This window comes from Simkania sp., assembly GCF_965215465.1.
Taxonomy (GTDB): Bacteria; Chlamydiota; Chlamydiia; order Chlamydiales; family Simkaniaceae; genus Simkania.
This window is the reverse complement of record NZ_OZ244056.1, coordinates 198,171-219,416: the sequence shown is the minus strand read 5'-3', so window position 1 is coordinate 219,416 and position 21,246 is coordinate 198,171. Positions and strand designations below refer to the sequence as shown.

Below are 21,246 nucleotides of genomic sequence, written 5' to 3'. Positions count from 1 at the left end.
CAGGGATAAGTCAACTTCATTCACCTTATGAAAGCCCAGAGGTCTAATCCTTCCACTAAACTTTGATGTCTTTTGATCCTTCTACATCTTTAAAGCTCACTTGAACAAGCTCAAGCCTATATCCATCTTGCTTATTACTAGTTTTTTGCAAAATAGATGTCATGCGATCAAATACATCATATGTGCAATACTGAATATATTCCGATTGATCTCTGCGGTTTTTGATTTCCAAGTATCTTTCCCGTGCGCTACTTCTATATTCTGTTATTTCAAGAACACGTTCTGAGCTCATAAGATCCATTTCATGGGCTTTATAGAGATTAACAAATCGTATAAACGGCGCGATGGCGTAAAAGCATTGAGCGACCGTTTCCAATGCTTTCGCATCAACCACCCAAAAGTTAGCAACTTGATGTTTTTGAGCGAGTGTTTGGCTATCTCTTTGAAAAATTTTCGAACACCCCTCTAAAATCAACGACTCAATCCGAATCACAATAAGTTTTTTAAATGACTCGAGAGATAGTTGAACACAATTAGAAAGATCTAAGAGGCGGGCGTTGGGAAAGTTCTTCAATAGATTTGGATGAAGGAATTTGTCAACAAAACCATCAGAAATGTCTAACCCTTTTAAAAAGTAAAGGCTTTCAACAAATAGACGCATAGGTCCAAGGGGGTTTTGACTTGGATCTGCTCCGAATAGATCATTAAAAGCGTCATGAGTTCCTGTTCTAAAGGCTTCAGCTCTTTCAGCGATTCCACTTTTAAATCGCTCTTCCTGTGCTGCCTGATTTCCTTTCTCAGAATGACGAACTAAGCAGTCTATAAACGTTTCGTCTAATTCACCTTCAAGCGTGACACCTTCCAAGTCGAAGCAGCTAACGTTTGGAAACTTAGCTTTCAACGTCTTCAATTCACCTACAGTGATTTTTTCGAATCCACTTAACTTCATCATACGTAACGAATCATTGATCATTACGTCTTCGAAAAGTTTTAAAACACTTTCTTTTTCCAAAGCTCTAACGACAGATTCATCTCCAGGCAATTCAGAAGTAGCATCGATTATCAAGTAGTCAAATTCATGGTTGTTACTCGGATTTACAAACTCATGCACAAGTTGTTTCAACGATGCTAAATTTGCGTCCTTCCGAGAAATCTCTGCTCCCACATAACTTAAAGGCGGGATTCGGAAAACGTCTGTTGCAGAACGCAACATTTCAGCCTGTTGCTGAGGAGAAATCGCAACATAAGTTTTAACAGGGTCAAACTGGTCTATTTTACTTAAGACGTTAATTTTTGTGACGCTAGCTACACCTCCTAAAAGGTGGGGAAAATCAATTTCTTTCTCTTTAGGCACCACCACAGAGCTGCTAGGCTCAGTGTCTACGTCAGGCAATATGAATGGGATCGGCCGTAGATTCCTTCTCACAGGTTTCACTTTTGCACGAGGATCTGTCCCTGGATATGTAGGTTTTGTTGGGCTGTCAGAAACCGATACATTTCGCCTTTGAGGAGGAGGTGTTCGACTGCCACTTGAAGTTCCCCGATCGGACCCTCTACTTCCAAGATCTAATTGTTTTGTCTTTTCCCTCCTTTCGACCTGTTGCACAGGTAGAACAGGAGTAGGAAGACCACTTGAATCACTGTCCTTTCTTTCTAGACTTCTTGGACTTGTAGTCCTAGACCTACTCCTATCTATTTCCCGTTCGTTATCACGTGGAAGAGGAATAATTGAAAGAGTTTCTCCTGTTTGCTCTTTTTTTCCTTTTCTGAAAACATAGATTAAACCTAGCGCAAATGCTGTTATGCCAAGTCCCCCAAAAAGCAACCACGGCCATTGAGACTGAGAAGCTTCAGGGCCCGTTGTTTCTCCAAGACTCACATTCTCTGTTCGTGTTCCCGAAGAAGCTGAAGTTCCAGTCGACGAAGTTTCACTTGGTGTTGGAGTCGGTGAAGCGCTCTTAGTAGAAACAACTCCTTCCTGATCACCAGAGGTGTCTTTACCAGTGGCGTCAGTTGGGGAGGGAGTTGGTGTATCAAGATCTTCGGTTTCTGAGACTGTATCCCGAACAGTTCCTCCCTGATCACCAGAGGTGTCTTTATCAGTGACGTCAGTTGGGGAGGGAGTTGGTGTATCAAGATTTTCGGTTTCTGAGACTGTATCCCGAACAGCTCCATCCTGATCACCAGAGGTGTCTTTACCAGTGACGACAGTTGGGGAGGGAGTTGGTGTCTTAGAAGCTTCATCCGATGTCTCAATAACTGTTACTTCACGTTCAGTTAGGTCTTGATCACCAGTGATGACGATTTTCTCATCAGTTGGAGGAGTCGAAGTTCCAGTCTTTTCAATAACCCTTCCATCTTGATCAGCTTCTCCAGTTGAGAGTGTGAACTGTTGCATTGTTACAGGGTCTAGCTCAGTAATCGTGCTATTATCTGTTATTCGAGGAGAGCATCCATTTTGTACGCTCATACCCATTAGCACATGGCACGATGGGGTGAGTTGGTGTATCAAACTTTTCTACTACAATGTCTTTGCCTAACAGAGAATTGTCATGTTGACTTTCTTCTTGGACATCTCCCAAACCAGTTCCGACGCTTGAGAAGTCCTCTGAAGCAGCATTCTCTGAAGGGACTACAGTGGGATCTACTTCTCCTGATCCTACGCCATCTTTTCTCATGTAGACAACTTCATAAGAATCAATACTTTCAAGTTGTTCTCGATCGTCAACAAAGGGCGGCTCATAAGATGGCCAATGAAATCCAACTGGGTAATTCTCACCAGAGTCAGTCAAACCAGTTCTGTTGCTTGAGAATTCCTCTGTAACAGGGTTTTGCTCAGTGCTGGCTCCAGTCGTAGTGTTGCCTTTAGCCTGAGTTGAGAGTGTATGATTAAAAAATGGGTTTGCACAAGTACTGACTTGGAAAACAGTGCCCATAGGAATACACTGATCACCGCTATCGAAATACTCTGGTGTTTCGCTTACAGGTGTTGGCGTTGGTGTTGAAGAACCTGAGAATTTCTTTGGAAAAGGAGGAAGCTTGCCATAGAGTTCGATGTACTGGTCTGCTGTCATCGGACCAGAATACGTTGTGCAAGTTGTATTTCCAATGCATGCTTCAGGGTCAATATTGAAGAATGGATTCGGATCAAGCTTTAAAGGCTCAAGAAGAGAGCATCCATCTTTTGTACGTTCAAATCCATCTCTGCACGGTCCTTGAAATGAATAATGAGGACTTGGACTTGGTGTCTCATTGGGATCTGTGTTGTTACCACCACTAAGCAAAGTAGGAACAGGAATAACGCCAGCTAACATGCCTACACCAGTACTTATTGCAATGAGAGCAAGGACCCCAAAAACGGTGTATCCAACTTTTTCCGTTGTTGTCCAAGGCTGTTTTGTGAGCTCTCTAGCGTCGAGTCCGTGTTTGTCTAACTCAGCGTTGAATGCTTTCTGGTAATCTGTAGGTAACACATCCCAATCAGCAGTTGTTTCATCAAACTGAAGATTGAGCTGCTCGAAAACTTCTTTAGACTGTGTTGCTAAGTCTTCTTTCTTTGGCGGGGTAATAGGCCATGGAGCTATTTCTGCAGCTACGAAAATCTCTCTAAGAACCATTTGCTCTTTAGGCTCTAGATTTGGGTAATCAGTTACATGGGAGAGCTGATAAGTCAAAAAGTAGTTGGCTTGAGTTTTTGAAATTCTATCAGCAGACGCTGGAATCGTATCCAATGCAAATCTTGGTCCTGGAGAAGTGAGGTCGAGTTTGTAGAAAGCGCTTGCAAAAGCTTTGCATTGAGCTGAGCTCAATTCATTGCGTTTTTCTTCGCTCATTTGACAAATTGCGCTGTGGTACCAGCGGAGCGCTGTTTCTGAAAGGTCATCGACCTTGACACTTGATGCAAGAGTTCCAGGAACGACATCACATCCTTTTGGAGGAGGCACATCGTGCGCAACTAGGACTTGTGCTTGTTCAACTGTTGGTTTATCTCCGACGACTTCAGTGAAGACTTCAAGTTCTTCTTTTGAAAGGTTGCCATCTGTTTTGAGAGATGTGAATGGAAGGAGTGTTTGACTGTTTGCTTTGAGTTGCGCATTGAACTCTGCTTGCATGTTTAAAGTGTAGGTGTCCCAAGTCTCAGTTTTATCATCTTCAAATTGTTTTTTTCGAGTTCCAAGCTCTGTGGCAGGGATTTGTTTCATGTCGTCAAGACTGCTAATTCCTTTTAGCGCTGAAAAAGATTGTGCGAATTCGTAACCGACATGGATGATGGCTTTAACAATGCCGTGGAAAGCAGTGAGCTGAAGGAGTGCATAAGGATTCAAGGCCATTCCGGTGCGTGTGGCAATAGGTTTTGCTAAAGCTGTTAAAAGGGCAAAAGAGGAAACGAGTCCAGCAATTTGAAAAGCAACTTTATATGTTGTGTCTCCTTCTTCGTTGTAAATTTGGTTTGCAACATCTGAAGCCGCTGATGCGCATGCTTGCACGCCAGTGCACAGTGCTAAACCTTCAAGTGTTGAAGGTGTATTTAACCAAGAAATCAAAGATGTTTTGCTAAGGGCAAAAGTCGATGCAAATAATGCAGCGCTTTCTCCAAGAATCTTGTAGACGTTTGGTGAGACAGTACTAGACATTTCCTCTAACTCCGAAATTTTTCAAAAATATTGAGGTATTTTATGCTGAAGATGAATTCTTTTCTAGTAAAAAAAAGTTCTTAAACCTTTTTCTGTAAAAAACTTAAAGTAAATTTTTTGAATCGTCATTTAGGGAGAAAAACTGTGTGGGCTAAGCCATACTCGTCTTTGCTTGGGTCTAGTAAAGCGTAGCTCTCTCCGTCTAAAGAAATGTTGAAAACAAAAGTGATGGCTTTAGGGGTTCTATAGATGGTCAGGTGGTAATGTGCGATCTCGTCAAAATTTTTATCTAACTTTATTTTAGCAATTTTTTGAGCCGAGACTTGTATGTTTTGGCAGAGCTTAATCAAGTTAACGTTCTTTGGAAGAATTCTCTTGAGTTGAAGAGGGAGGTCATTGACTGTCTCAATTAGGAGAGTCCGTGGTTCTTCTACAGAACTCCAAGGTTCACAGTGGATCGTGATCTTGGATAGTTTTTCGAAAAGGGGTGAATCTTGGGTAAAAGCAAGGTCTTCTTGCATGCTTAAACAAACCTTGTCGTCATAGAGGGCAGGTTCTTTCATAAGCTTTGTCGGTTGAAGCTTTGTGGAATGAGCGTCGCTAAAAAGGTTGATTGGGAGGCGTAGTTGCTTGCGAGCAGCCTCTGTGAGTTGAACCCGCACAACGATAGAATTGAAATTGCGTCCAAGTTTGTCACGCCCAAGCCTAAAAAAATCAAAAGAAAAGCTTTCAATATCCTTCCATGGTACCTTGGCTTTTTCAGCTGTCACTTTTGCAGCAGCTTTTGCGATTTCATCTAGCTCTTCTGGGAGAAAATGATCTTTGGGATTCCCGTTATCGACGACCTTACCTTGGAGGCTATGAATTGTGAAGTCAGATAGTTTTTCAAAAGCTTTTGGTAAATGATCAACGCCAAAGCAGCAAGGAGTTGTTGTCACTCATCCACCTTCTAGTTATTCTCCTCCTAACCCTGATCATGTAACTACTTCTTCTCATGGCCTTTCATCAGATCGTACAGTAACAGGCCTTTCTGTAAATCAAGTAGAGATTCAGCGTGGAGGGGGATCTACGCTAACAGATTCAACTCGTCGAGAGGAAGAAGAAAGACGCAGAACCCCACCTCCCCAGTCAGATTTAGTTCTACAAGTTGAAGATGGGAGGCGCAGAAGCCAATCTCCTCCTCTTTCCTTAACTCGCTCTGATGGCCTTCCTAAAGATAGTTCTGTACAGCAGGTAGGGAAGCTAACAGATTCAGTTCGACGAGAAGAAGAAGAAAGACGCAAAAGCTCACCTCCTCCACAACAAAGAGCCGTAAAAAATCGTACTGGAGGAAGCCGAAGTGAATCATCACTTCGTCAAGAAGTCGATGTCATGACTGCAGACCACAGAGGCTCACCACCTATCCCTCTTCCAAACCCAGCTGCTTTTAAACAATCAACGCCACCAGAATCAACATCAGTTGGTGAAGTACACATCGATACACCTTTTGCCTTTCGAAGTGCTACCCGAAATGGCTCACACTCATCTGGAGATCTCGAGCCTTCCACTCCTCCAAACTCAGGATTTCTTGACGAGCGAGGCACCCCAACTACTTCACCCATGAGCGATAAGACTCCCTCAAAGGTGAAGGATATTGGAGCATTTGTCCATGACACCGAAGAAAAAAAAAGACCTGATGGCAACGAAAGCGATTAAAGGAGAAGCTGCGATGGAAATCTAAGCGGGGAAAGAAAGGAAAATTATGAGTCATGAGATTGCTAGAACATCTTCTTTTTTATCATGGGTTCCCTCTATTTTTAGAGCGAGAGGAGAATCTTCAGAAAATGTGTCTTTTTTTCGAATAGCCGTTGGAGTTGCGGTTTTTGCTGGAGGTTTTTTTGTCATTCGAAGATTCCTTTGGTCATCAGACGGTATTGACCCTAGAAGAACAACAGATCGGACAGATCATGAGGAAAAAAAAAGAGCTGTCTCGCCAGCAAACCATGAAAGCCCTTCCTTGCATCCAGATCGGTTTGATCGCTTAGAAGTCAGGGTAGAACTTGGTGAAGATCAGAGAAAACCATCAAAAGACGACTCTCATGATCCAAGCCCACCAAGAAAAGACGATTCTGTTCGGACTCTGCCTATTGTAATCGACGAATCCGATTCAGAAAAAAAAGACGCTAAAGACAATGCTCATAAAGACCGCACACCCCCATCAAGTCCTCGAAGAGAGCCTAAAAAACGAGTCATTATAGAAAAAGATGAAGACACCAGCTCTTCCAATCTTGGTGATGAAGAGGATCTATCCGGTGATGAGGATCTTGATTTTTTGGGAACTCCTACCACTTCTCCTATGAAGCCTGTTTCTAGGCGATCCCCTTCAAACATCAAAAACATAACAGATTTTGTGTATGACACTCCTCATACTGCACTTGGTGAAAAAAAAGACGATAGCGATGGAAGCTCAAGTGATTAACCCCATTAAAGAGGGTGGTCTTCTAAAATGGCAAGGTCTTCGTAATATTTGAGTAGGTCGCGGTAGCGCGCAGCATCTTCGAAACGCAAGTCTTTTGCCGCTTGCTTCATTTCTTTTTCACATTCTTGAATACGCTGCTGAATCTCTTTGGGATCAAAGGTTGGCTCTGCTTCTTTCTTTTCTGCAGCTTTGTATTCGGGGAAAGATTCAGAAAGATCTTCTGTAACATTTTTACGCACGGTTTGTGGCGTGATGCCGTGTTTACGGTTATGCTCTTCTTGCACTTTGCGCCTGTCATGAGTGGTGCGAATGGTCCTTTCAATCGATTTGGTTTGCTTGTCGGCGTACATGATGACACGTCCTTCAGCATTTCGCGCGGCGCGTCCACAAGTTTGGATGAGCGAGGTTTCACTTCGAAGAAACCCCTCTTTATCGGCATCGAGAATGGTGACAAGGGATACTTCTGGAATGTCTAATCCTTCTCGGAGAAGGTTGATGCCAACGAGTACGTCAAAGGTTCCTTGGCGCAGTTCTTTGATGATCATGACCCGTTCAAGGGTGTCGATGTCAGAGTGGAGGTACTTGGCCTTGACCCCAATTTCTTTGAGGTATTTGGATAGATCTTCGGCAAGTTTTTTTGTAAGTGTGGTGACGAGAACGCGGTTGCCTTTTTCGGTTTCAATACGGATTTCGTCGAGGCAGTCGTCGACTTGATTTGTGGCGGGGCGGATTTCGATGATGGGGTCGAGCAGACCAGTGGGTCGGATGATCTGTTGCACAATGTCGCCACCTGACTCGTTGATTTCCCAGGGGCCTGGTGTGGCGGAAACAAAGACAACTTGGTTGATGTGAAGGTAAAACTCTTCAAACTTGAGCGGACGGTTATCGTAAGCAGAGGGAAGGCGAAAGCCAAAGTCAACAAGCGACTTTTTTCGAGCGCGGTCACCGTTATACATGGCGTGGATTTGGGGAAGCGTTTGGTGTGACTCATCGATAAACAGGAGAAAGTCATCGGGGAAATAATCAAGTAGGCAAGAAGGAGGTTGTCCGGCTTGTCGTCCGGCAAAGTGACGGGAGTAGTTTTCAACACCTTTGCAGTAGCCGATTTCTTTGATCATTTCGAGGTCGTATTTAGTCCGTTGCGTAATACGTTGTTGTTCGACAAGAAGGTTTTCGTGCCCAAAGTAGGCAATGCGCTCTTTGAGTTCGGCTTGGATCGTTTCCAGAGCGCCGAGGCGGACTTCTTCGGGTGTGACGTGGTGCGATCCAGGATAAATGGAAACGGCATCCATGCGACGTTTCACTCTACCAGTCAATGGATCAATTTCGGAAATGCGTTCGACTTCATCGCCAAAAAATTCGATGCGGTAAGCAAGATCTTCTTCATAGGAAGGCACAACTTCTAAGATGTCACCTCGGACACGAAAGTGGGTGCGGGATAGTTCGTAATCGTTGCGTGTGTATTGGAGTTCAACGAGGTGGAGCAGAACGTCATCACGACGGTAGGTTTGTCCTACTTTGAGACGGAGTTTCATCTTACTGAAATGTTCGGGCATGCCGAGACCGTAGATGCAAGAAACAGAGGAAACGATGATGACGTCCGACCGTTCTAAAAGCGAGCAAGTCGCCTTGAGGCGCAGTTTTTCAATCCGGTCGTTGATGGAAAGATCTTTTTCAATATAAGTATCGGTCCGTGCGATGTAGGCTTCGGGTTGGTAGTAGTCGTAGTAAGAGACAAAGTATTCAACGGCATTGTTTGGGAAGAGGTTTTTAAACTCTTGGTAAAGTTGAGCTGCTAAGGTTTTATTGTGCGCTAGAACAAGGGTGGGTTTTTGAACCTTTTCGATGACTTGCGCCATGGTATAGGTCTTACCAGAACCGGTAATGCCGAGAAGCACTTGAGCTTTTTTGCCTTGCTCAATACCTTCTGCGAGTCGCTCGATGGCAACCGGTTGATCTCCGCGCGGCTCAAAAGGGCTGTCGAGTTTAAATGCTGACATATTGCGAAATTAAGGGTTTGAAGTAGCCCCACTGCTCTAAAAGGTCAATGAGCACGATGAAAAATGCAAATAGCATGATCGCGATGAGCAAAACGCGCCCACCGACTGTTTTGTAAAACTTAGGCTTATCCAAGTGCCACGCCATCATCGCTGGTAAAAAGATGAGAAGAATGGCAACAAATGCTGCTGCATACTCTAAGGCAATGATGAAGCCTCGCTGGTAGGTGAACACGAAAATTAATGGCGGAATGAAGGTGAGTAAAATGGCAAATAGCCGTCCTTCCCATGTTTTTTTGAGCTTGAAACCATCGGTTAAAAAGTCTGACAAACTAAGCGACACACCTAAAAAGGAGGTGACGATGGCAAAAAAGGAGAAGAAATGGGCCCCGACTTTAATCCATTGGCTTTGCACAATTTGAGCGAGAGGTTGGGTCACGGAAAGACCTTGTTTCCACGCTTCGACTAAACTGATCTCTCCAGTCAGTGGCACAATCCCTAAGATGACCACTTGCCACAAAATATAGATCACTAAGGGAAAGATGCTTCCAATGAGCAGAGTCCATTGAAGATGTTTTTTGTCGTGATGCATATAAGTTGTTAAACTCGGAATGATGATGTGGTATCCAAACGAAGTGATCACAACAGGCAAGGCCACAAAGGTGGGGTTCCAATCAACGTGAGCTAGCAGTTTTCCGTGGATGTGGTCGGGCAAAAACCCGACAAGTAGCAGATAGGAAACGCACAAACCCAGCATTAAAAAACGGTTCACGACATCGACACCTAAAGTCCCAAGATAGACAAATCCCCCAAAGATCACGGGCAAGGCAAAGTGGGCCAGCCACAGGGGCACTTCATAGCCGGTCAGTGAAGTAACGGCCTCTTGAAACAAGGGTGCTCCCGCAGCTATGTAGGCAGCGGTTAGCGAATAGAGCAATAAGAGATAAACGATCCAACTGAGCGCTTTGCCCCACGTTCCAAGAGTTTTTTGCGCCATCGAAATGAGGTTGACTTCCCCTTCTATTGCAAAGTTCACATCGAGAAAGAAGAAGGCAGTTGCTAGCATCACAAGCCAACACACGCCAAAGATCAGGAGTGAGGGAAGAAAACCGACAAACGATGTCATCACAGGTAGAGCGAGCATTCCCGCTCCAATTGTCGTCCCTGCAACGAGGAGGATACCTCCGACAAAATGATTGATTTTCATAGACGTTTAGATTACAGCTGCAAGATTAAAAATTCAAGTGCCGCTACTTGCATCGTCAGAATCAAGATTGTTCCAAATACTCAGAACTTTTTGACAAGTTTCGTTTATCGGCGCTAATCGTTTGATTGCCGAAAGAGTTTGGGTGAACTGATTTTCATGCTCTGGACTTTCTTTCAGTCTTACCGCATGAAATAGGAGGGCATAAAGATAGTCTTTTCCGTTCTGATCTAAATCTTTAACACCTGGAGTCCCAATATACTCTTCACCTTCGTTCGCACATTTCGCTGCAATGCGCCCTGCATGATTTGAAAGTTGCTGGGCTAGATAGTAATGAGAGAAATCTTCACTGACATACTTGTAATCAAACTCAGTGTCCTTGCCAAATAAACGTAAGCCCAATTCCTTGGCTTTCAAGGCAGAGGCATGCTCCAGTCGTTCAACTTGCTCGACCCTTTCATCGAGGCTTAGACAGGGATCTGACGCTACTTTCTGAAATTCAGCAGTTTGAAATGCGTTAAATAATTCGAAAACCAAATACGTGAGAGCATTTGCGGCCTCGTCTAAAACTGAGGGGTTTAATTCAAGGCGCTTGCTTTCCCAGTCCCAACGTCCCTTGAGCTCTTTTCCAGCATCTAAAGTGCGGATCGTGCCACCAAGTTCAGAAAAAGCTTTTAAGAGGTTTTCACCCTCTGGGTCACGGCTAAGCTGCTCTACGACAGGCTCTAAAAGCTTGGAAGATTCGCCAACTATAAGTTTCATGCAAGCACTTATTTAACAATAACTTAGGTAATTATACCAAAGAGAAAAATTGTTGTAAATGTCAATGCTTCAAATAATAACTTTATTTTTAATATAATTTATTATAAAATTTTATTTAATTAGGGATAATTAGGAAAGGAAGGAATTAATATGTCATTAAGAACTAGTCTAGACAGTCCACCAGCTACTAATTCACAAGTAGCTGATTTACATGAAGTTGAAGCATCATCCACACTCGTCTTGCCTCCAGCTCAGGAGAGTTTAAACGAGCTCATGGAGCGTGCTCTAAAAATCAAAGATGAACCGGTTTTAGAGCTGAAAGCCCGTGAATTCGTTCCGAAAACCGCAGTAGAGTTATTTCACTCCGATGCTCTTTTGATTCGTGGCATGAGTGACGAAGAGGTTTTTGAGGACATCCCATTTACGGACCGTCCAAAGCTTGGGGCTTTTCGCAAAGAGATGGAGTATATGAAAGACACAGGCTTGGTCAACACTTCATCCACTCTTGGCGTTCCTGGAAAAGGCGTCGGAATGTATAAGCCTTTAGCATTTTTATTTAATGGTGAATCTTCAGAACTTCAGCACATTTATGGAATCGATTCGAATAGCTGCACGACAGAGACTGGCGAACTCATTGCAGGAATGAATCCAGAGCTAACTTATGATACGTTAGGAGATCTTGCAACAGCAGTTAGAACAACGAATCTGCTTTCAAAAGCGACCATTAACGAAGTGAATGGAAAGTTTAAGACAAAAGACCTTGTTGGACTTGCTGCAAGAAGTATTACAAAAAATCCAATAGGCGATGCTGCTTTAAATCTAAAAATTCGCTCTATTCAAAAACTCATCCAACAAAAATATGGTATCAAGCTTCCAATCTATAAGTACGATGAAACAACAGGCCGGTTAACTCAACTTGACGAGTCAACGATGACAATTCGCGACGAACTCAATACCATTCGGCTGGATCCTGTGAACCGCAATTACCGGGCACAAATTCAAGAATTTTTGCTTGGGGACTAGGGCATATCGTCAATTAAAGCAAGTTGGAAGAGGCCTTCCAATAAGAAAAGTTCAAGGCGTTTAGATAGCAGGCAACCCCTCGCGGGCTCATGAAGCAGGACAACGAAGAAATTTTCCATAGGAAGGCCTAAGACAACGCAGTGCAATTGACAACATGCCCTTAGAAGCCGAGCATCTGAGTGAACTGATAGAAAAAAATAAAGCAGGCAACAATTAAGACCGCGATCAGAAGAGGTTTTCCTCCTATGACGCGGTCTTTTAGCATGTGTTTTTTTTGATATCTTCCAATCCAAGTCATAAGCGCAGGAAAAACTCCAAATAAGATCACAGCACAAATCCCTCCAGCAAAGTTCAGTGCCTGAAAGAAAATTTTCGGAAAGGCAACAGAAAAGAAGAGTGGCGGCAAAAGGGCAAGAGCGCACATCCCAATATGTTCGCGCCTTTTTTTGCGGAGTTTGAATCCATCCCGTAAGAAATGAGCAAGACTAAGAGATTGGGCTAAAAATGAAGTGAGGATGGCAAAAAAAGCGAGCACTTGCGCGGCATATCCAATCCAACTCGATCCAAGATAATTGCGCAAAGCTTGGGCTCCGTCAATATCGGCACGAAAACTGGAGTGGATGTCGTTTATGGGCAAGATGCCAAGAGCAATGATTTCCCAAATCAGGTAGATCACAAAGGCAAAAATTGAACCGTACCAAATGGCTTTGCGGACACGTTTTCTGTCTCCCCCCATGTAGTGAAAGAGACTGGGGATCATGTTGTGAAATCCAAATGAAATGATGAGGATGGGAAACGACATGAGGGCGTATTTCGGTTCAAAATGGAGCAAGAGATGAGGCGCAATATAACGAACCCCTAAAAAGATGAGTAAAAGATAGGCTCCAATTTTTCCCACCATGAGAAGTCGGTTGAGATGATCAACGGGACGGGTGCCTAAGTAAACAAGCCACCCAAAAAGAATCACAAAAAAGAGGGTGCCGCCCCAATCGGGAAATTTTATGCTAAGCGTGTGGTGTGAAAAGGAGGCCACGTGGTTGCCGCTTGCTGACATGTAAGCGACAAGTAACGCGTAAAAGAGAAAGAGATAGAGAAACCAACAAAGCAGCTTTCCAATGGGACCAAGTGTGTGGGCAACCATGGAGATGAGATTGACAGGCTTATCAAACCAGCCCAATGTTTCGATCATTAGTAAAGCAGTGGTTGTCATGAACAGCCACGCGATGACAAACATGATAAACGTGGGGAAAAAACCAGCAAGACCCGTCAAGATGGGAAGGCCGAGCATGCCGGCTCCGATACAACTTCCTGTGATGAGAAGTGTACCACCCAGTATGCTTCCTTGCTTTTTCATCGTTTGAGTTTTTCCGCGATGCGTTGCTCTTGTCCTAAGCGGCCAAGTTCATATCCTTCAAAATCGACAAATTTGAAGAACCGTTCAAACCCTGGAAAGACATGAGAAACTTGTTTGGCCATTTCTTGAGCAACATACCGGTAAGAAGGATGTCCTGCAGGAGAAGAGCGAAGCTCGCACAGCCACTGCAGTGAGCGCAAATTAATATGAAAATACCAATGAATGTTGTAGGCCATTGGAACAACGTATTGCGCTTCTTCGGGAAGTTCTTTTGCAATTTCATCATAGACGCCACGTGCACGATCCATGGCTTCGCGGTAATCTTTTTCCATGTCTGTGTCGAGAATTTCTTGTGGAATGTAATAGCCGTGATTGCAAGAAAGGAGTTGCCGCTCTTGCGTTAGGGTGCGATGCCGTTGCAAGTCGCGGTAAATTCCAAAGTCGGCAACAATTTCAAAAGTAAACTCGGCATGTTCAAGAGCACGTGGTCCTTTATGACGGCGATTTTGACGGAAGGCACATGTTGCTTCAAAAAGACGTGACAAATCTTCTTTAGGCAGCTTGCGACACATCTCTTGCAACTCAAGCAGACCTGTTTGCGAACGGCTAAAGAGAAGCGCTGCTCCAACCTTGATGGGGGCTTCTTGATCGTAATCGACAAGACGTACAGTTGCATGATCAAGTGGCTCAAGTCCCGTTGTGTACTGCGATGTCAGAAGGTGCAACTCTTCATCTGTTTTTTCGTGATACTCAGCAAACGTTTGCTGATGTTTATGATTCATTTCTGAGCGACGAATGAACGATGGCATCACTTTGGAAAGTTCCTGATGGCTGCCGCGCGCAATTTCTTGCAGCTCGGAAAGATTGTGACAATTGAGCTTTTGAATCATTGTTTCGAAAAACCGCCCATTGCCGTACATTCCCATATTCGTTAAAGCACTTGCAGGAAGAAGGCCGCGCAAACAGTCGAGAACTTTTGCACGAAGTGCTGCAGTGTAGGCGACATTCGAAATATCATGTTCTTTGGGAAAACTTTTTTCCATTTGCTCAGTTAATGGAGGAATTAACTTTCCATAAACTTCAAAGAGGTGATTGCACGTATCAATATAGATGTCGCGATAAGCGGATGTCATGATGATCGGTTCGCGGTAAAAGAGAAATTCCCCTTCGTACTTTTGGTCGAAATAAATGTAGCGCGTGGATTTTTCAAGAGGAGATCCGCCAATGCGGCAATCTTCAATGACTTTAGCGGCAATCATCGAAACGTTTTCAACGGCAAGGTGCGCCCCTCCAAGTTCACCAATCGAGTCATCACCATAACCATCTAAAATGCGGTCGTAAAAATTTTGTGCTTTTTTAATGGCGACACTTTGGTCTTCAACATCTCCATGCTCTTCTTCTTTTGTTCCGGAAATAGAAGCAAAAGCGGTTTCTTCATTTAAAATAAAATCTTTTAATAGAAGGGAGCGAAGTCCTAGACTAGAGCGGGAGTAACGAGAAAAAAGAGCTCCTTTGATCACTTCCGGTAGGTTGCGCAAAACAAAGATGTTGCTAGAAGTGTTGGTCACATATTTTTCGATAATTTTTAGCTGCTGCTCAGTGAACTCTTCGTAATCGTGTATCATCGAATACCTCTTTTTCAGGTGTCAAAAAACTAGAGGTTACGAGTCTAATGCTTTTACAATTTTTTGATAAGCAAATTAGACATCCCTACCATCATATAGACACTTATAAGTCATAGTAATGATTTTTCAAGCGTTTTTTGAAAGCTTAAAAAATTTTTGATTCGCGAAATCACAACTGTGCACTATGGTGATAGATTAGACTGTGTTTTTTTGGAGGTAATGATGGCTTTAACAACTTTCGAAATGTTGAAACGGCCTCGCCGCAACCGCTTGACGTCCTCGATTCGTCAGCTGGCGCAAGAGCACGCACTCTGTGCAAGTGACTTTGTCGCTCCTCTCTTCTTGATTCCAGGAGAAAACCAAAGAGAACGGATAGAAGAAATGCCGGGAATCGAACGGCTCTCTACTGACCTACTTGTGAAAGAAGCTGAGATCCTCCATGCCCAAGGCATTCCTGCGATCGATCTCTTTCCATCGATTGATCCCTTCACAAAAGACCGCAATGGGTCTGAAGCTTGGAATCCACAGGGACTCGTCCCCACCGCCATTCGCCTACTGAAGCAAGAAGTCCCTTCCCTTTGTGTCGTTGCGGATATTGCCCTCGACCCCTATACATCTCACGGTCACGACGGGATTCCAAATGACAACCATGAAATCGAAAACGATCTCACCTTAGAAGCTCTCATCCGGCAATCGCTGGTATACGCTGAAGCAGGAGTCGACATCCTCGCACCAAGTGACATGATGGATGGACGCGTGAAGTTCATTCGAGAGGCCCTTGATGCTCAAGGTTTTCAAAATGTCGGAATCCTTTCTTACTGTGCCAAGTACGCTTCGGCGTTTTATGGTCCCTTTCGAGGTGCGATCCAAACAAGTCTTTCTTTTGGCGACAAGAAAACTTACCAAATGGACCCTTCTAATGTCAGAGAAGCTGTGCGGGAAGCGATTCTAGATGAAGAGGAAGGCGCTGACATGCTTATGGTCAAGCCCGCCCTCCCCTATTTAGATGTGATTGCGAAGATTAAAGAAAAAACCTCCCTGCCTGTTGGAGCTTACCATGTTAGTGGCGAATATGCGATGATCATGGCCGCTCATGAACGAGGCTGGCTTGACGCGCAAAAGACTTTCTATGAATCGCTTATAGGAATAAAACGGGCTGGCGCTGACTTCATTTTTACGTACGCGATCAATCAAATATTGGATTTACTTAATTAATGGATGGGGTATCATAAAGAAAAGAGGGGGTCACTTTGACTCCTCTCGTGCACAAAGAAAGGGGAAGTCATGATTGAGAAGGGGAAACAAGTCGCTATTGAATATAGCGTCTTTCTACAAGATCACACACCTGTCGACAGCAATGTTGGCCAAGATCCACTCATTTTTAACTACGGATCGCAGCAAATTCTGCCAGCTCTCGAAGATGCTCTGAATGGTCTGGAAGTTGGTGACACAAAGCACATTACATTGCAGCCTGAAGATGCTTACGGACAAGTCAATCCAAGCGCTTTTAAAGAAGTCGATGCTGAAGTCATTCCAGAAGACCTTCGGTTTGAAGGGGCTCTTTTAATCATTGCAGATGAGAACTTTGGTGAGATGCTCATCCGCGTTGATGAGCTCAAGGAAGACAAGGTGGTGCTCGATTTCAACCATCCTCTTGCGGGAAAAGAGCTGACATTCGATGTCAAAGTGATTGACATCTCATAGTCTCTGGTCTGGGAAGGATTCTCTTTCATCATGCAAAGTCGGATAGAGGCGCTTGCCTGTTGCTGCGCGGGCGCCTGTATCCCGAAGCCAAACGGACATTGCGTAAGGGATCATCGTCCGACTGCTTTTCTTTAAAAAGAAGTCAAACGGAATGACAAAGGCAACTCCTTTGTCACGGTACCGCTCATTGTTCACAATGTCGTTTGCATTGGTCCATGTATACCAAACAGAAAAACGGAGACCACTTGGGAAATAACGCCCTATTTCGAATCGGGCTCCAACATCGGGGGCCAAAAATTTTCCGATGCTCACCTTAAAGTCGAGTTGCAACGGTTTAAATTCATAGTAGAGATCGAGAAAATACTGGTAACCAATGAAATGGACTTTTTCTGGCTCAAAACCATCAAATTTTCTCACTTCAGTTGTAAAGCCAAGGCCATGATACTTCCTTTTTAAAACAGCTGCAGCTTCCAGCCCAATTGCCCACGACGATCCCACAGGATAGTAAAGAACCTCTCCAGCAATTCCGCCATAAGCCGCCTCGAAGTAGCCCAAGGCCAAGCGACCATACCATCCTTTCTTCAAGTACTCCCCTTTTTGAATGTAGGCTTCTTCTAAAGAGACGCTGTTGGTCTGATAATAGCGCACCATGTCAGATCGAACATTGATCAACTGAGAAGGATTGAGCATGTCCATGTCTCCCACATCTGACATACTCGAATTAATATTGTAGGCCCCTTGGATTTTGTAATAGACTTGGTCAAAGAGATAACCCTCTGGCCCTCCGACAATTCCCACACTGTATTTGAATTTTCCTGTGGCACTTCCAAAAAAGGTCAGCACACGTGGGCGCACGGTAAAAGTCCAAACCTTTTTGCTGCGGTGGTAAATGAGAGAGCCGTCATATCGATTCGGAGGGCGCGTCGGTTCACGCATGGGTGAGAGCGTTGCAAATTCAAAATCACTAATGGTTCGCTCACGAAAACGGTGCAAATCAATTGTCCGAAAACGGTACTCATGCGTCGGGACACCATCTGCTTCAATGACAACTGTGACTGTTGCAACATTCGTTGGCACTAAAGCTGCAAGAACCGTTTCGATCCGCTCTTTTAACTCCCTTTCAACCCGATAACGCACGTTAATCATTTTGATCCAAAGGGCATGATCTCCATATTCATCTGTTGTTAAATAGATCCGGTACAAATTGAGCCCTTGCTCATCAAAAGCAAACGCTAGCTCTTGCGCTAGCTCTTTTTTCGAACGGAGCAATCCGACAGGTTCTGTATCAACAGGCGCTTTATAAATCGGAGGATTATCTACTTTGGGGAAAAGGCCTTTCGATTCACCCAAGTTGTAATTCAGTGAGGCTGATGCCGCAATGTCTTCGCCGCGAAGAGAGCTCACATTGAGTTGCAAACAATCAAATAACGTTGCTGAAAGTCCAACATTGATGCGTGACTTGACATTTCTTCCTGCGGGATGTTCCCACTGGTGGTGTTCATAGTCCACAGCATCATATTCAGCAAGAAGTGTCAGTTTATTTAAAACAGGAATGTTTGTTTGGCGAAAAGGGGTCCAACCAACTCCACCAAAAAACCCTTTAATCCTTCCCTTTCCCCATCCAATGGTCGCCTCAAAATTCCAGTCTAAAAAGCTTTTCGTTGCCACAACATAAAAAGAATGAAACCGCTTCGTTCCATAAAAATCTTCAAACCCGACAGCAATTTCTGGAAAGTAAGGAAATCCATCTTCTTTTCTAAGTACACCAAGTTTTAAGTTAGCTCCCCGATCCGAAAATTCGCCAAACCCCATGAATCCCATTGCAGGATCGGGGATTCCAATATAAACCCGATAGTTCACCCCAAACTCAACACGTCTTAAAGGTTGAAACGTCACACCATAATTTCTGTAAGGAGGAATATAGGCAAAACCAAGTGCAACCATTCCCACATCGTTCATCCGCGCTGAAGGCATATTGAAATAGCCCCCCATAAAGGTCGAGTTGTAGTGGAAGGGAAGATGATCTTTGATTTCCCGATTCACATCATCAACAACTTGCAAATCTCGAAATAATAAGGACACATCTTCTTCCGCGTGGAGAAGAACGCCCCCTAGCATCACAAGGATCAAAAGAAATCGCAGCTGCTTCAAAATGCTTCAGAAAGCCCTGTTTACTTTTTAAAAAGTAAACAAAAATCTCAATTGTTGAAAAAAAACGCAAGGAAAAGATTTAAATAAAACTAGCAATCAACCTAATTTAATAAAAAAATTCCGTGAAAAAATTCATTATTACAAAATAGTAAAACAAGATTTCAAATCAATAACAATACTCAAATAACAGACACTAACTTAACATTTTCTTTAAAAAAAATCGAGCATATGCATTAATAGTTTTTTCAAAAAGAGAACTGCTACAATTCATGACTAACGGACTGCGTAACTCCTTCTACACAACTACTATAGACTCCGCGACTTTTTTCGCGAGCAGCTTGCTTTGCAAGTCCTTCATGCCAAACAGTGGCTTAGCAGTCACTTCCACAATCAATGCCCTTTCGATTCAAGCTGTGAAATACTTAGGTTCACCTGATCAAAAAACCGTGCAAACGATTGCTGGACTCGTTTTGGGAACCTGCCTGATCAATCTCTTGGCAAAGCCCATTGCCGCACGAACAACAATTACCATTAGCAAATCCGCAACATTGCAACTTGCAGGGATCCACCTTGTCATTAAAACAACAGCTTATGCCGCCTACCAACTAGCAATGACTCACTATGAAAGGTGGAGATATGGCACATTTAATTCTTTTGATGACTTAAAAAACCTCACTCCTGCTCAAGTAGGAAGATCAAAAGCCTACTTTGAAAAACACCCTTCGATTTGGGACAACTACTCCTTCAAAGTGCAAGCTGCATTCAATCTTCTTCTGCAAGAAAACGACTTGGAAACACTGGATTTTACAAACTGCTCCAAAAACACCACGCTTAACGATCGGGAGCTCGCAATATTTCTCGCTTCACTTGACGATGAAGAAACATTAACAGAAAAACAGTTCCAAGTTCTCAAAGCCCATGAAACATCCGCTAACACGCATCTTTACCATAAATTTTTTTCCGAAGCCGGCATTGAAGTCAGCGAAGAGCAACAAGTGCATTTTGCCAAGACCTTCTATGAACAGTCCCTTCCTCCCCCTTATGACACCTTCCTTCCTATCTTAGACTTTCCCACAGCAAAAGACACGATCGACGCAGTCCAAGCACTTTATTACCGCTCTTATTATGAATGTTACCCAGCAGAATTTGACGCGCTCTCTCTCAACAACCAACTCATTCTTAAAGGCATTTTTGACAAATGTGGCCCATCCCGTACCTTAAGAGAACCCGAAATCGACGAACTTAACTCTCTTTCGAAAGAGACTCTTGAATATTACAGAAACCTCTATGAAAGTGATCCCTCAAAATGGGATGCCAAAGGGTATCAATACCAATTGGCCTTTGATGAAGCTCTAGAAGCCCTGAATATGGCCCCTCTTACAATTCCAAAAACGCCTATGCCCACATGGCAAAAAGTGGGTCTTGCCGTCGCTGGGTGTTTCTTGCTTGTGGGCGCAGTGTACGCAGTAGCTTATCTCAAGAGTCCATCAGCTCAAATGCCCCCACTAAAGACACAAGAAGACCCACCTACAACATCTCCTTCACCAACTGTGACAGAAACACTACAGCATGCATCTCCTCCTCCAGCCGCCACAGAAAACGCAGAAGTCTCACAACCCATCACTTCAACCCAAAATACAATTGCGACAGAAACACTGCAGCATACACCTCCTCCTCCAGCCGCTATAGAAAACGTAGAAGTCTTACAAACCATCACTTCAACTCAAAATACAATTGCTACAGAAACAAAGCCCCTAAAGCTTCCCGTCTGCGCTCTTAACGACCCCTCTCGCTTTCTCAACACAAGCTTCACTACGCAAAAGACCCCGACACTTTCGCAACCGTTTAAATTAGGTTCCACTGATACTACCCACACTCCTGAGATCATAAATCCTTGCGTTTACTCCCCGCCCCCAGTTGTTCATGAAGAAGACAAGAACAGAGCCCTGACCCTTTACGTTGACCCTCTCGCAAGGTACCGCCGCACTCCACAACCCTCTTCAAAGCCTCTCCCTCATGAATCCTCTGTATCCCTAACAGCCACTCAGGAAATTCCAAAAGCAGAGTCAGCTTCTCTGAGTCAATGGTTCCCCATCCCTATCATCGGAGCATTAGATGGCAAAAAGTTGCTCAAGCTGTCACCTTCGTCGCCCTGCACCTTATCAAGGTAAAGTACGGAGAAGTTGAGCATATTGAATTCACAATCACAGAAGATAGCAATCAAGTCATCCTGGACATTGAGACAACTGTTCAAGAAGCAGCGCACAAAGTGAAAGTTGTTTTTGAATCACGTGAGAAACTCGACGAACTTGAGCCTAGCACCTTTGATGTAAG

15 protein-coding genes are annotated in these 21,246 nt (G+C 43.9%); 6 read left to right on the top strand and 9 right to left on the bottom strand.

The window, feature by feature from the left end:
• Window positions 1-55: 55 nt before the first annotated feature.
• From ACOOFG_RS00970 to ACOOFG_RS00960, 3 genes are all read right to left on the bottom strand, one after another.
• Window positions 56-2,470: a hypothetical protein gene (locus tag ACOOFG_RS00970; RefSeq protein WP_420421780.1), complete on the bottom strand. Its 2,415-nt coding sequence runs from the start codon at window positions 2,468-2,470 to the stop codon at window positions 56-58.
• Window positions 2,430-4,634 (bottom strand): hypothetical protein, encoded by a 2,205-nt coding sequence (locus ACOOFG_RS00965; protein WP_420421779.1) that lies wholly within the window; start codon window positions 4,632-4,634, stop codon window positions 2,430-2,432. Before ACOOFG_RS00965 ends, ACOOFG_RS00970 begins: the two co-directional genes overlap by 41 nt.
• A 125-nt stretch (window positions 4,635-4,759) precedes the next feature.
• The gene (locus ACOOFG_RS00960; protein ID WP_420421778.1) at window positions 4,760-5,572 is read right to left on the bottom strand and encodes a hypothetical protein; all 813 of its coding nucleotides are present in this window, start codon (window positions 5,570-5,572) and stop codon (window positions 4,760-4,762) included.
• A 433-nt stretch (window positions 5,573-6,005) separates the two neighbouring features.
• On the opposite strand from ACOOFG_RS00960, the gene ACOOFG_RS00955 reads away from it, so the two are divergent.
• Entirely contained in the window at window positions 6,006-6,329 is a 324-nt protein-coding gene (locus tag ACOOFG_RS00955; RefSeq protein WP_420421777.1) for a hypothetical protein, read from the top strand.
• A gap of 130 nt (window positions 6,330-6,459) precedes the next feature.
• On the top strand, window positions 6,460-7,092 hold the full coding sequence (locus ACOOFG_RS00950) for a hypothetical protein (protein ID WP_420421776.1): 633 nt from the start codon (window positions 6,460-6,462) through the stop codon (window positions 7,090-7,092).
• 5 nt (window positions 7,093-7,097) lie between these two features.
• On the opposite strand, the gene uvrB is transcribed toward ACOOFG_RS00950, so the two are convergent.
• From uvrB to ACOOFG_RS00935, 3 genes are read right to left on the bottom strand one after another with little or no spacing between them, the layout of a single operon-like run.
• Entirely contained in the window at window positions 7,098-9,092 is a 1,995-nt protein-coding gene (gene uvrB / locus ACOOFG_RS00945) for an excinuclease ABC subunit UvrB (RefSeq protein WP_420421775.1), read from the bottom strand.
• Complete coding sequence (locus ACOOFG_RS00940; protein WP_420421774.1) at window positions 9,079-10,296, bottom strand: amino acid permease; 1,218 nt, start codon at window positions 10,294-10,296, stop codon at window positions 9,079-9,081. Before ACOOFG_RS00940 ends, uvrB begins: the two co-directional genes overlap by 14 nt.
• Window positions 10,297-10,329: 33 nt before the next feature.
• On the bottom strand, window positions 10,330-11,055 hold the full coding sequence (locus tag ACOOFG_RS00935; protein ID WP_420421773.1) for a hypothetical protein: 726 nt from the start codon (window positions 11,053-11,055) through the stop codon (window positions 10,330-10,332).
• A gap of 150 nt (window positions 11,056-11,205) precedes the next feature.
• Here ACOOFG_RS00935 and ACOOFG_RS00930 point away from each other — a divergent pair, with 150 nt between their 5' ends.
• Window positions 11,206-12,078: a hypothetical protein gene (locus ACOOFG_RS00930; protein ID WP_420421772.1), complete on the top strand. Its 873-nt coding sequence runs from the start codon at window positions 11,206-11,208 to the stop codon at window positions 12,076-12,078.
• A 160-nt stretch (window positions 12,079-12,238) separates the two neighbouring features.
• Here ACOOFG_RS00930 and ACOOFG_RS00925 read toward each other — a convergent pair whose 3' ends face one another.
• Together ACOOFG_RS00925 and ACOOFG_RS00920 are read right to left on the bottom strand one after the other, a co-directional pair.
• A complete protein-coding gene (locus ACOOFG_RS00925; RefSeq protein WP_420421771.1) occupies window positions 12,239-13,432 on the bottom strand; it encodes an amino acid permease in 1,194 nt (397 codons plus the stop codon).
• On the bottom strand, window positions 13,429-15,057 hold the full coding sequence (locus ACOOFG_RS00920; protein ID WP_420421770.1) for an FAD-dependent thymidylate synthase: 1,629 nt from the start codon (window positions 15,055-15,057) through the stop codon (window positions 13,429-13,431). The genes ACOOFG_RS00925 and ACOOFG_RS00920 overlap by 4 nt, the downstream gene beginning before the upstream one ends.
• A gap of 222 nt (window positions 15,058-15,279) precedes the next feature.
• Between ACOOFG_RS00920 and hemB the strand changes: the two genes are divergently transcribed.
• Both hemB and ACOOFG_RS00910 read left to right on the top strand, forming a co-directional pair.
• A complete protein-coding gene (gene hemB / locus ACOOFG_RS00915; RefSeq protein ID WP_420421769.1) occupies window positions 15,280-16,272 on the top strand; it encodes a porphobilinogen synthase in 993 nt (330 codons plus the stop codon).
• A 69-nt stretch (window positions 16,273-16,341) separates the two neighbouring features.
• Entirely contained in the window at window positions 16,342-16,761 is a 420-nt protein-coding gene (locus ACOOFG_RS00910) for an FKBP-type peptidyl-prolyl cis-trans isomerase (protein ID WP_420421768.1), read from the top strand.
• On the opposite strand, the gene ACOOFG_RS00905 is transcribed toward ACOOFG_RS00910, so the two are convergent.
• Complete coding sequence (locus ACOOFG_RS00905; RefSeq protein WP_420421767.1) at window positions 16,756-18,879, bottom strand: YjbH domain-containing protein; 2,124 nt, start codon at window positions 18,877-18,879, stop codon at window positions 16,756-16,758. The genes ACOOFG_RS00910 and ACOOFG_RS00905 overlap by 6 nt on opposite strands.
• A gap of 302 nt (window positions 18,880-19,181) precedes the next feature.
• Between ACOOFG_RS00905 and ACOOFG_RS00900 the strand changes: the two genes are divergently transcribed.
• Window positions 19,182-21,083: a hypothetical protein gene (locus tag ACOOFG_RS00900; RefSeq protein ID WP_420421766.1), complete on the top strand. Its 1,902-nt coding sequence runs from the start codon at window positions 19,182-19,184 to the stop codon at window positions 21,081-21,083.
• The last annotated feature ends 163 nt before the right edge of the window (window positions 21,084-21,246 follow it).

Excerpts from the sequence above, each read along its gene's own strand:
- ACOOFG_RS00970 (WP_420421780.1), bottom strand. The coding sequence starts at position 2,470 with ATGAGCGTACAAAATGGATGCTCTCCTCGAATAACAGATAATAGCACG.
- ACOOFG_RS00965 (WP_420421779.1), bottom strand. The coding sequence starts at position 4,634 with ATGTCTAGTACTGTCTCACCAAACGTCTACAAGATTCTTGGAGAAAGC.
- ACOOFG_RS00955 (WP_420421777.1), top strand. The coding sequence starts at position 6,006 with ATGACTGCAGACCACAGAGGCTCACCACCTATCCCTCTTCCAAACCCA.
- uvrB (WP_420421775.1), bottom strand. The coding sequence starts at position 9,092 with ATGTCAGCATTTAAACTCGACAGCCCTTTTGAGCCGCGCGGAGATCAA.
- ACOOFG_RS00940 (WP_420421774.1), bottom strand. The coding sequence starts at position 10,296 with ATGAAAATCAATCATTTTGTCGGAGGTATCCTCCTCGTTGCAGGGACG.
- ACOOFG_RS00935 (WP_420421773.1), bottom strand. The coding sequence starts at position 11,055 with ATGAAACTTATAGTTGGCGAATCTTCCAAGCTTTTAGAGCCTGTCGTA.
- ACOOFG_RS00930 (WP_420421772.1), top strand. The coding sequence starts at position 11,206 with ATGTCATTAAGAACTAGTCTAGACAGTCCACCAGCTACTAATTCACAA.
- ACOOFG_RS00925 (WP_420421771.1), bottom strand. The coding sequence starts at position 13,432 with ATGAAAAAGCAAGGAAGCATACTGGGTGGTACACTTCTCATCACAGGA.
- ACOOFG_RS00920 (WP_420421770.1), bottom strand. The coding sequence starts at position 15,057 with ATGATACACGATTACGAAGAGTTCACTGAGCAGCAGCTAAAAATTATC.
- hemB (WP_420421769.1), top strand. The coding sequence starts at position 15,280 with ATGGCTTTAACAACTTTCGAAATGTTGAAACGGCCTCGCCGCAACCGC.
- ACOOFG_RS00910 (WP_420421768.1), top strand. The coding sequence starts at position 16,342 with ATGATTGAGAAGGGGAAACAAGTCGCTATTGAATATAGCGTCTTTCTA.
- ACOOFG_RS00905 (WP_420421767.1), bottom strand. The coding sequence starts at position 18,879 with ATGCTAGGGGGCGTTCTTCTCCACGCGGAAGAAGATGTGTCCTTATTA.
- ACOOFG_RS00900 (WP_420421766.1), top strand. The coding sequence starts at position 19,182 with ATGACTAACGGACTGCGTAACTCCTTCTACACAACTACTATAGACTCC.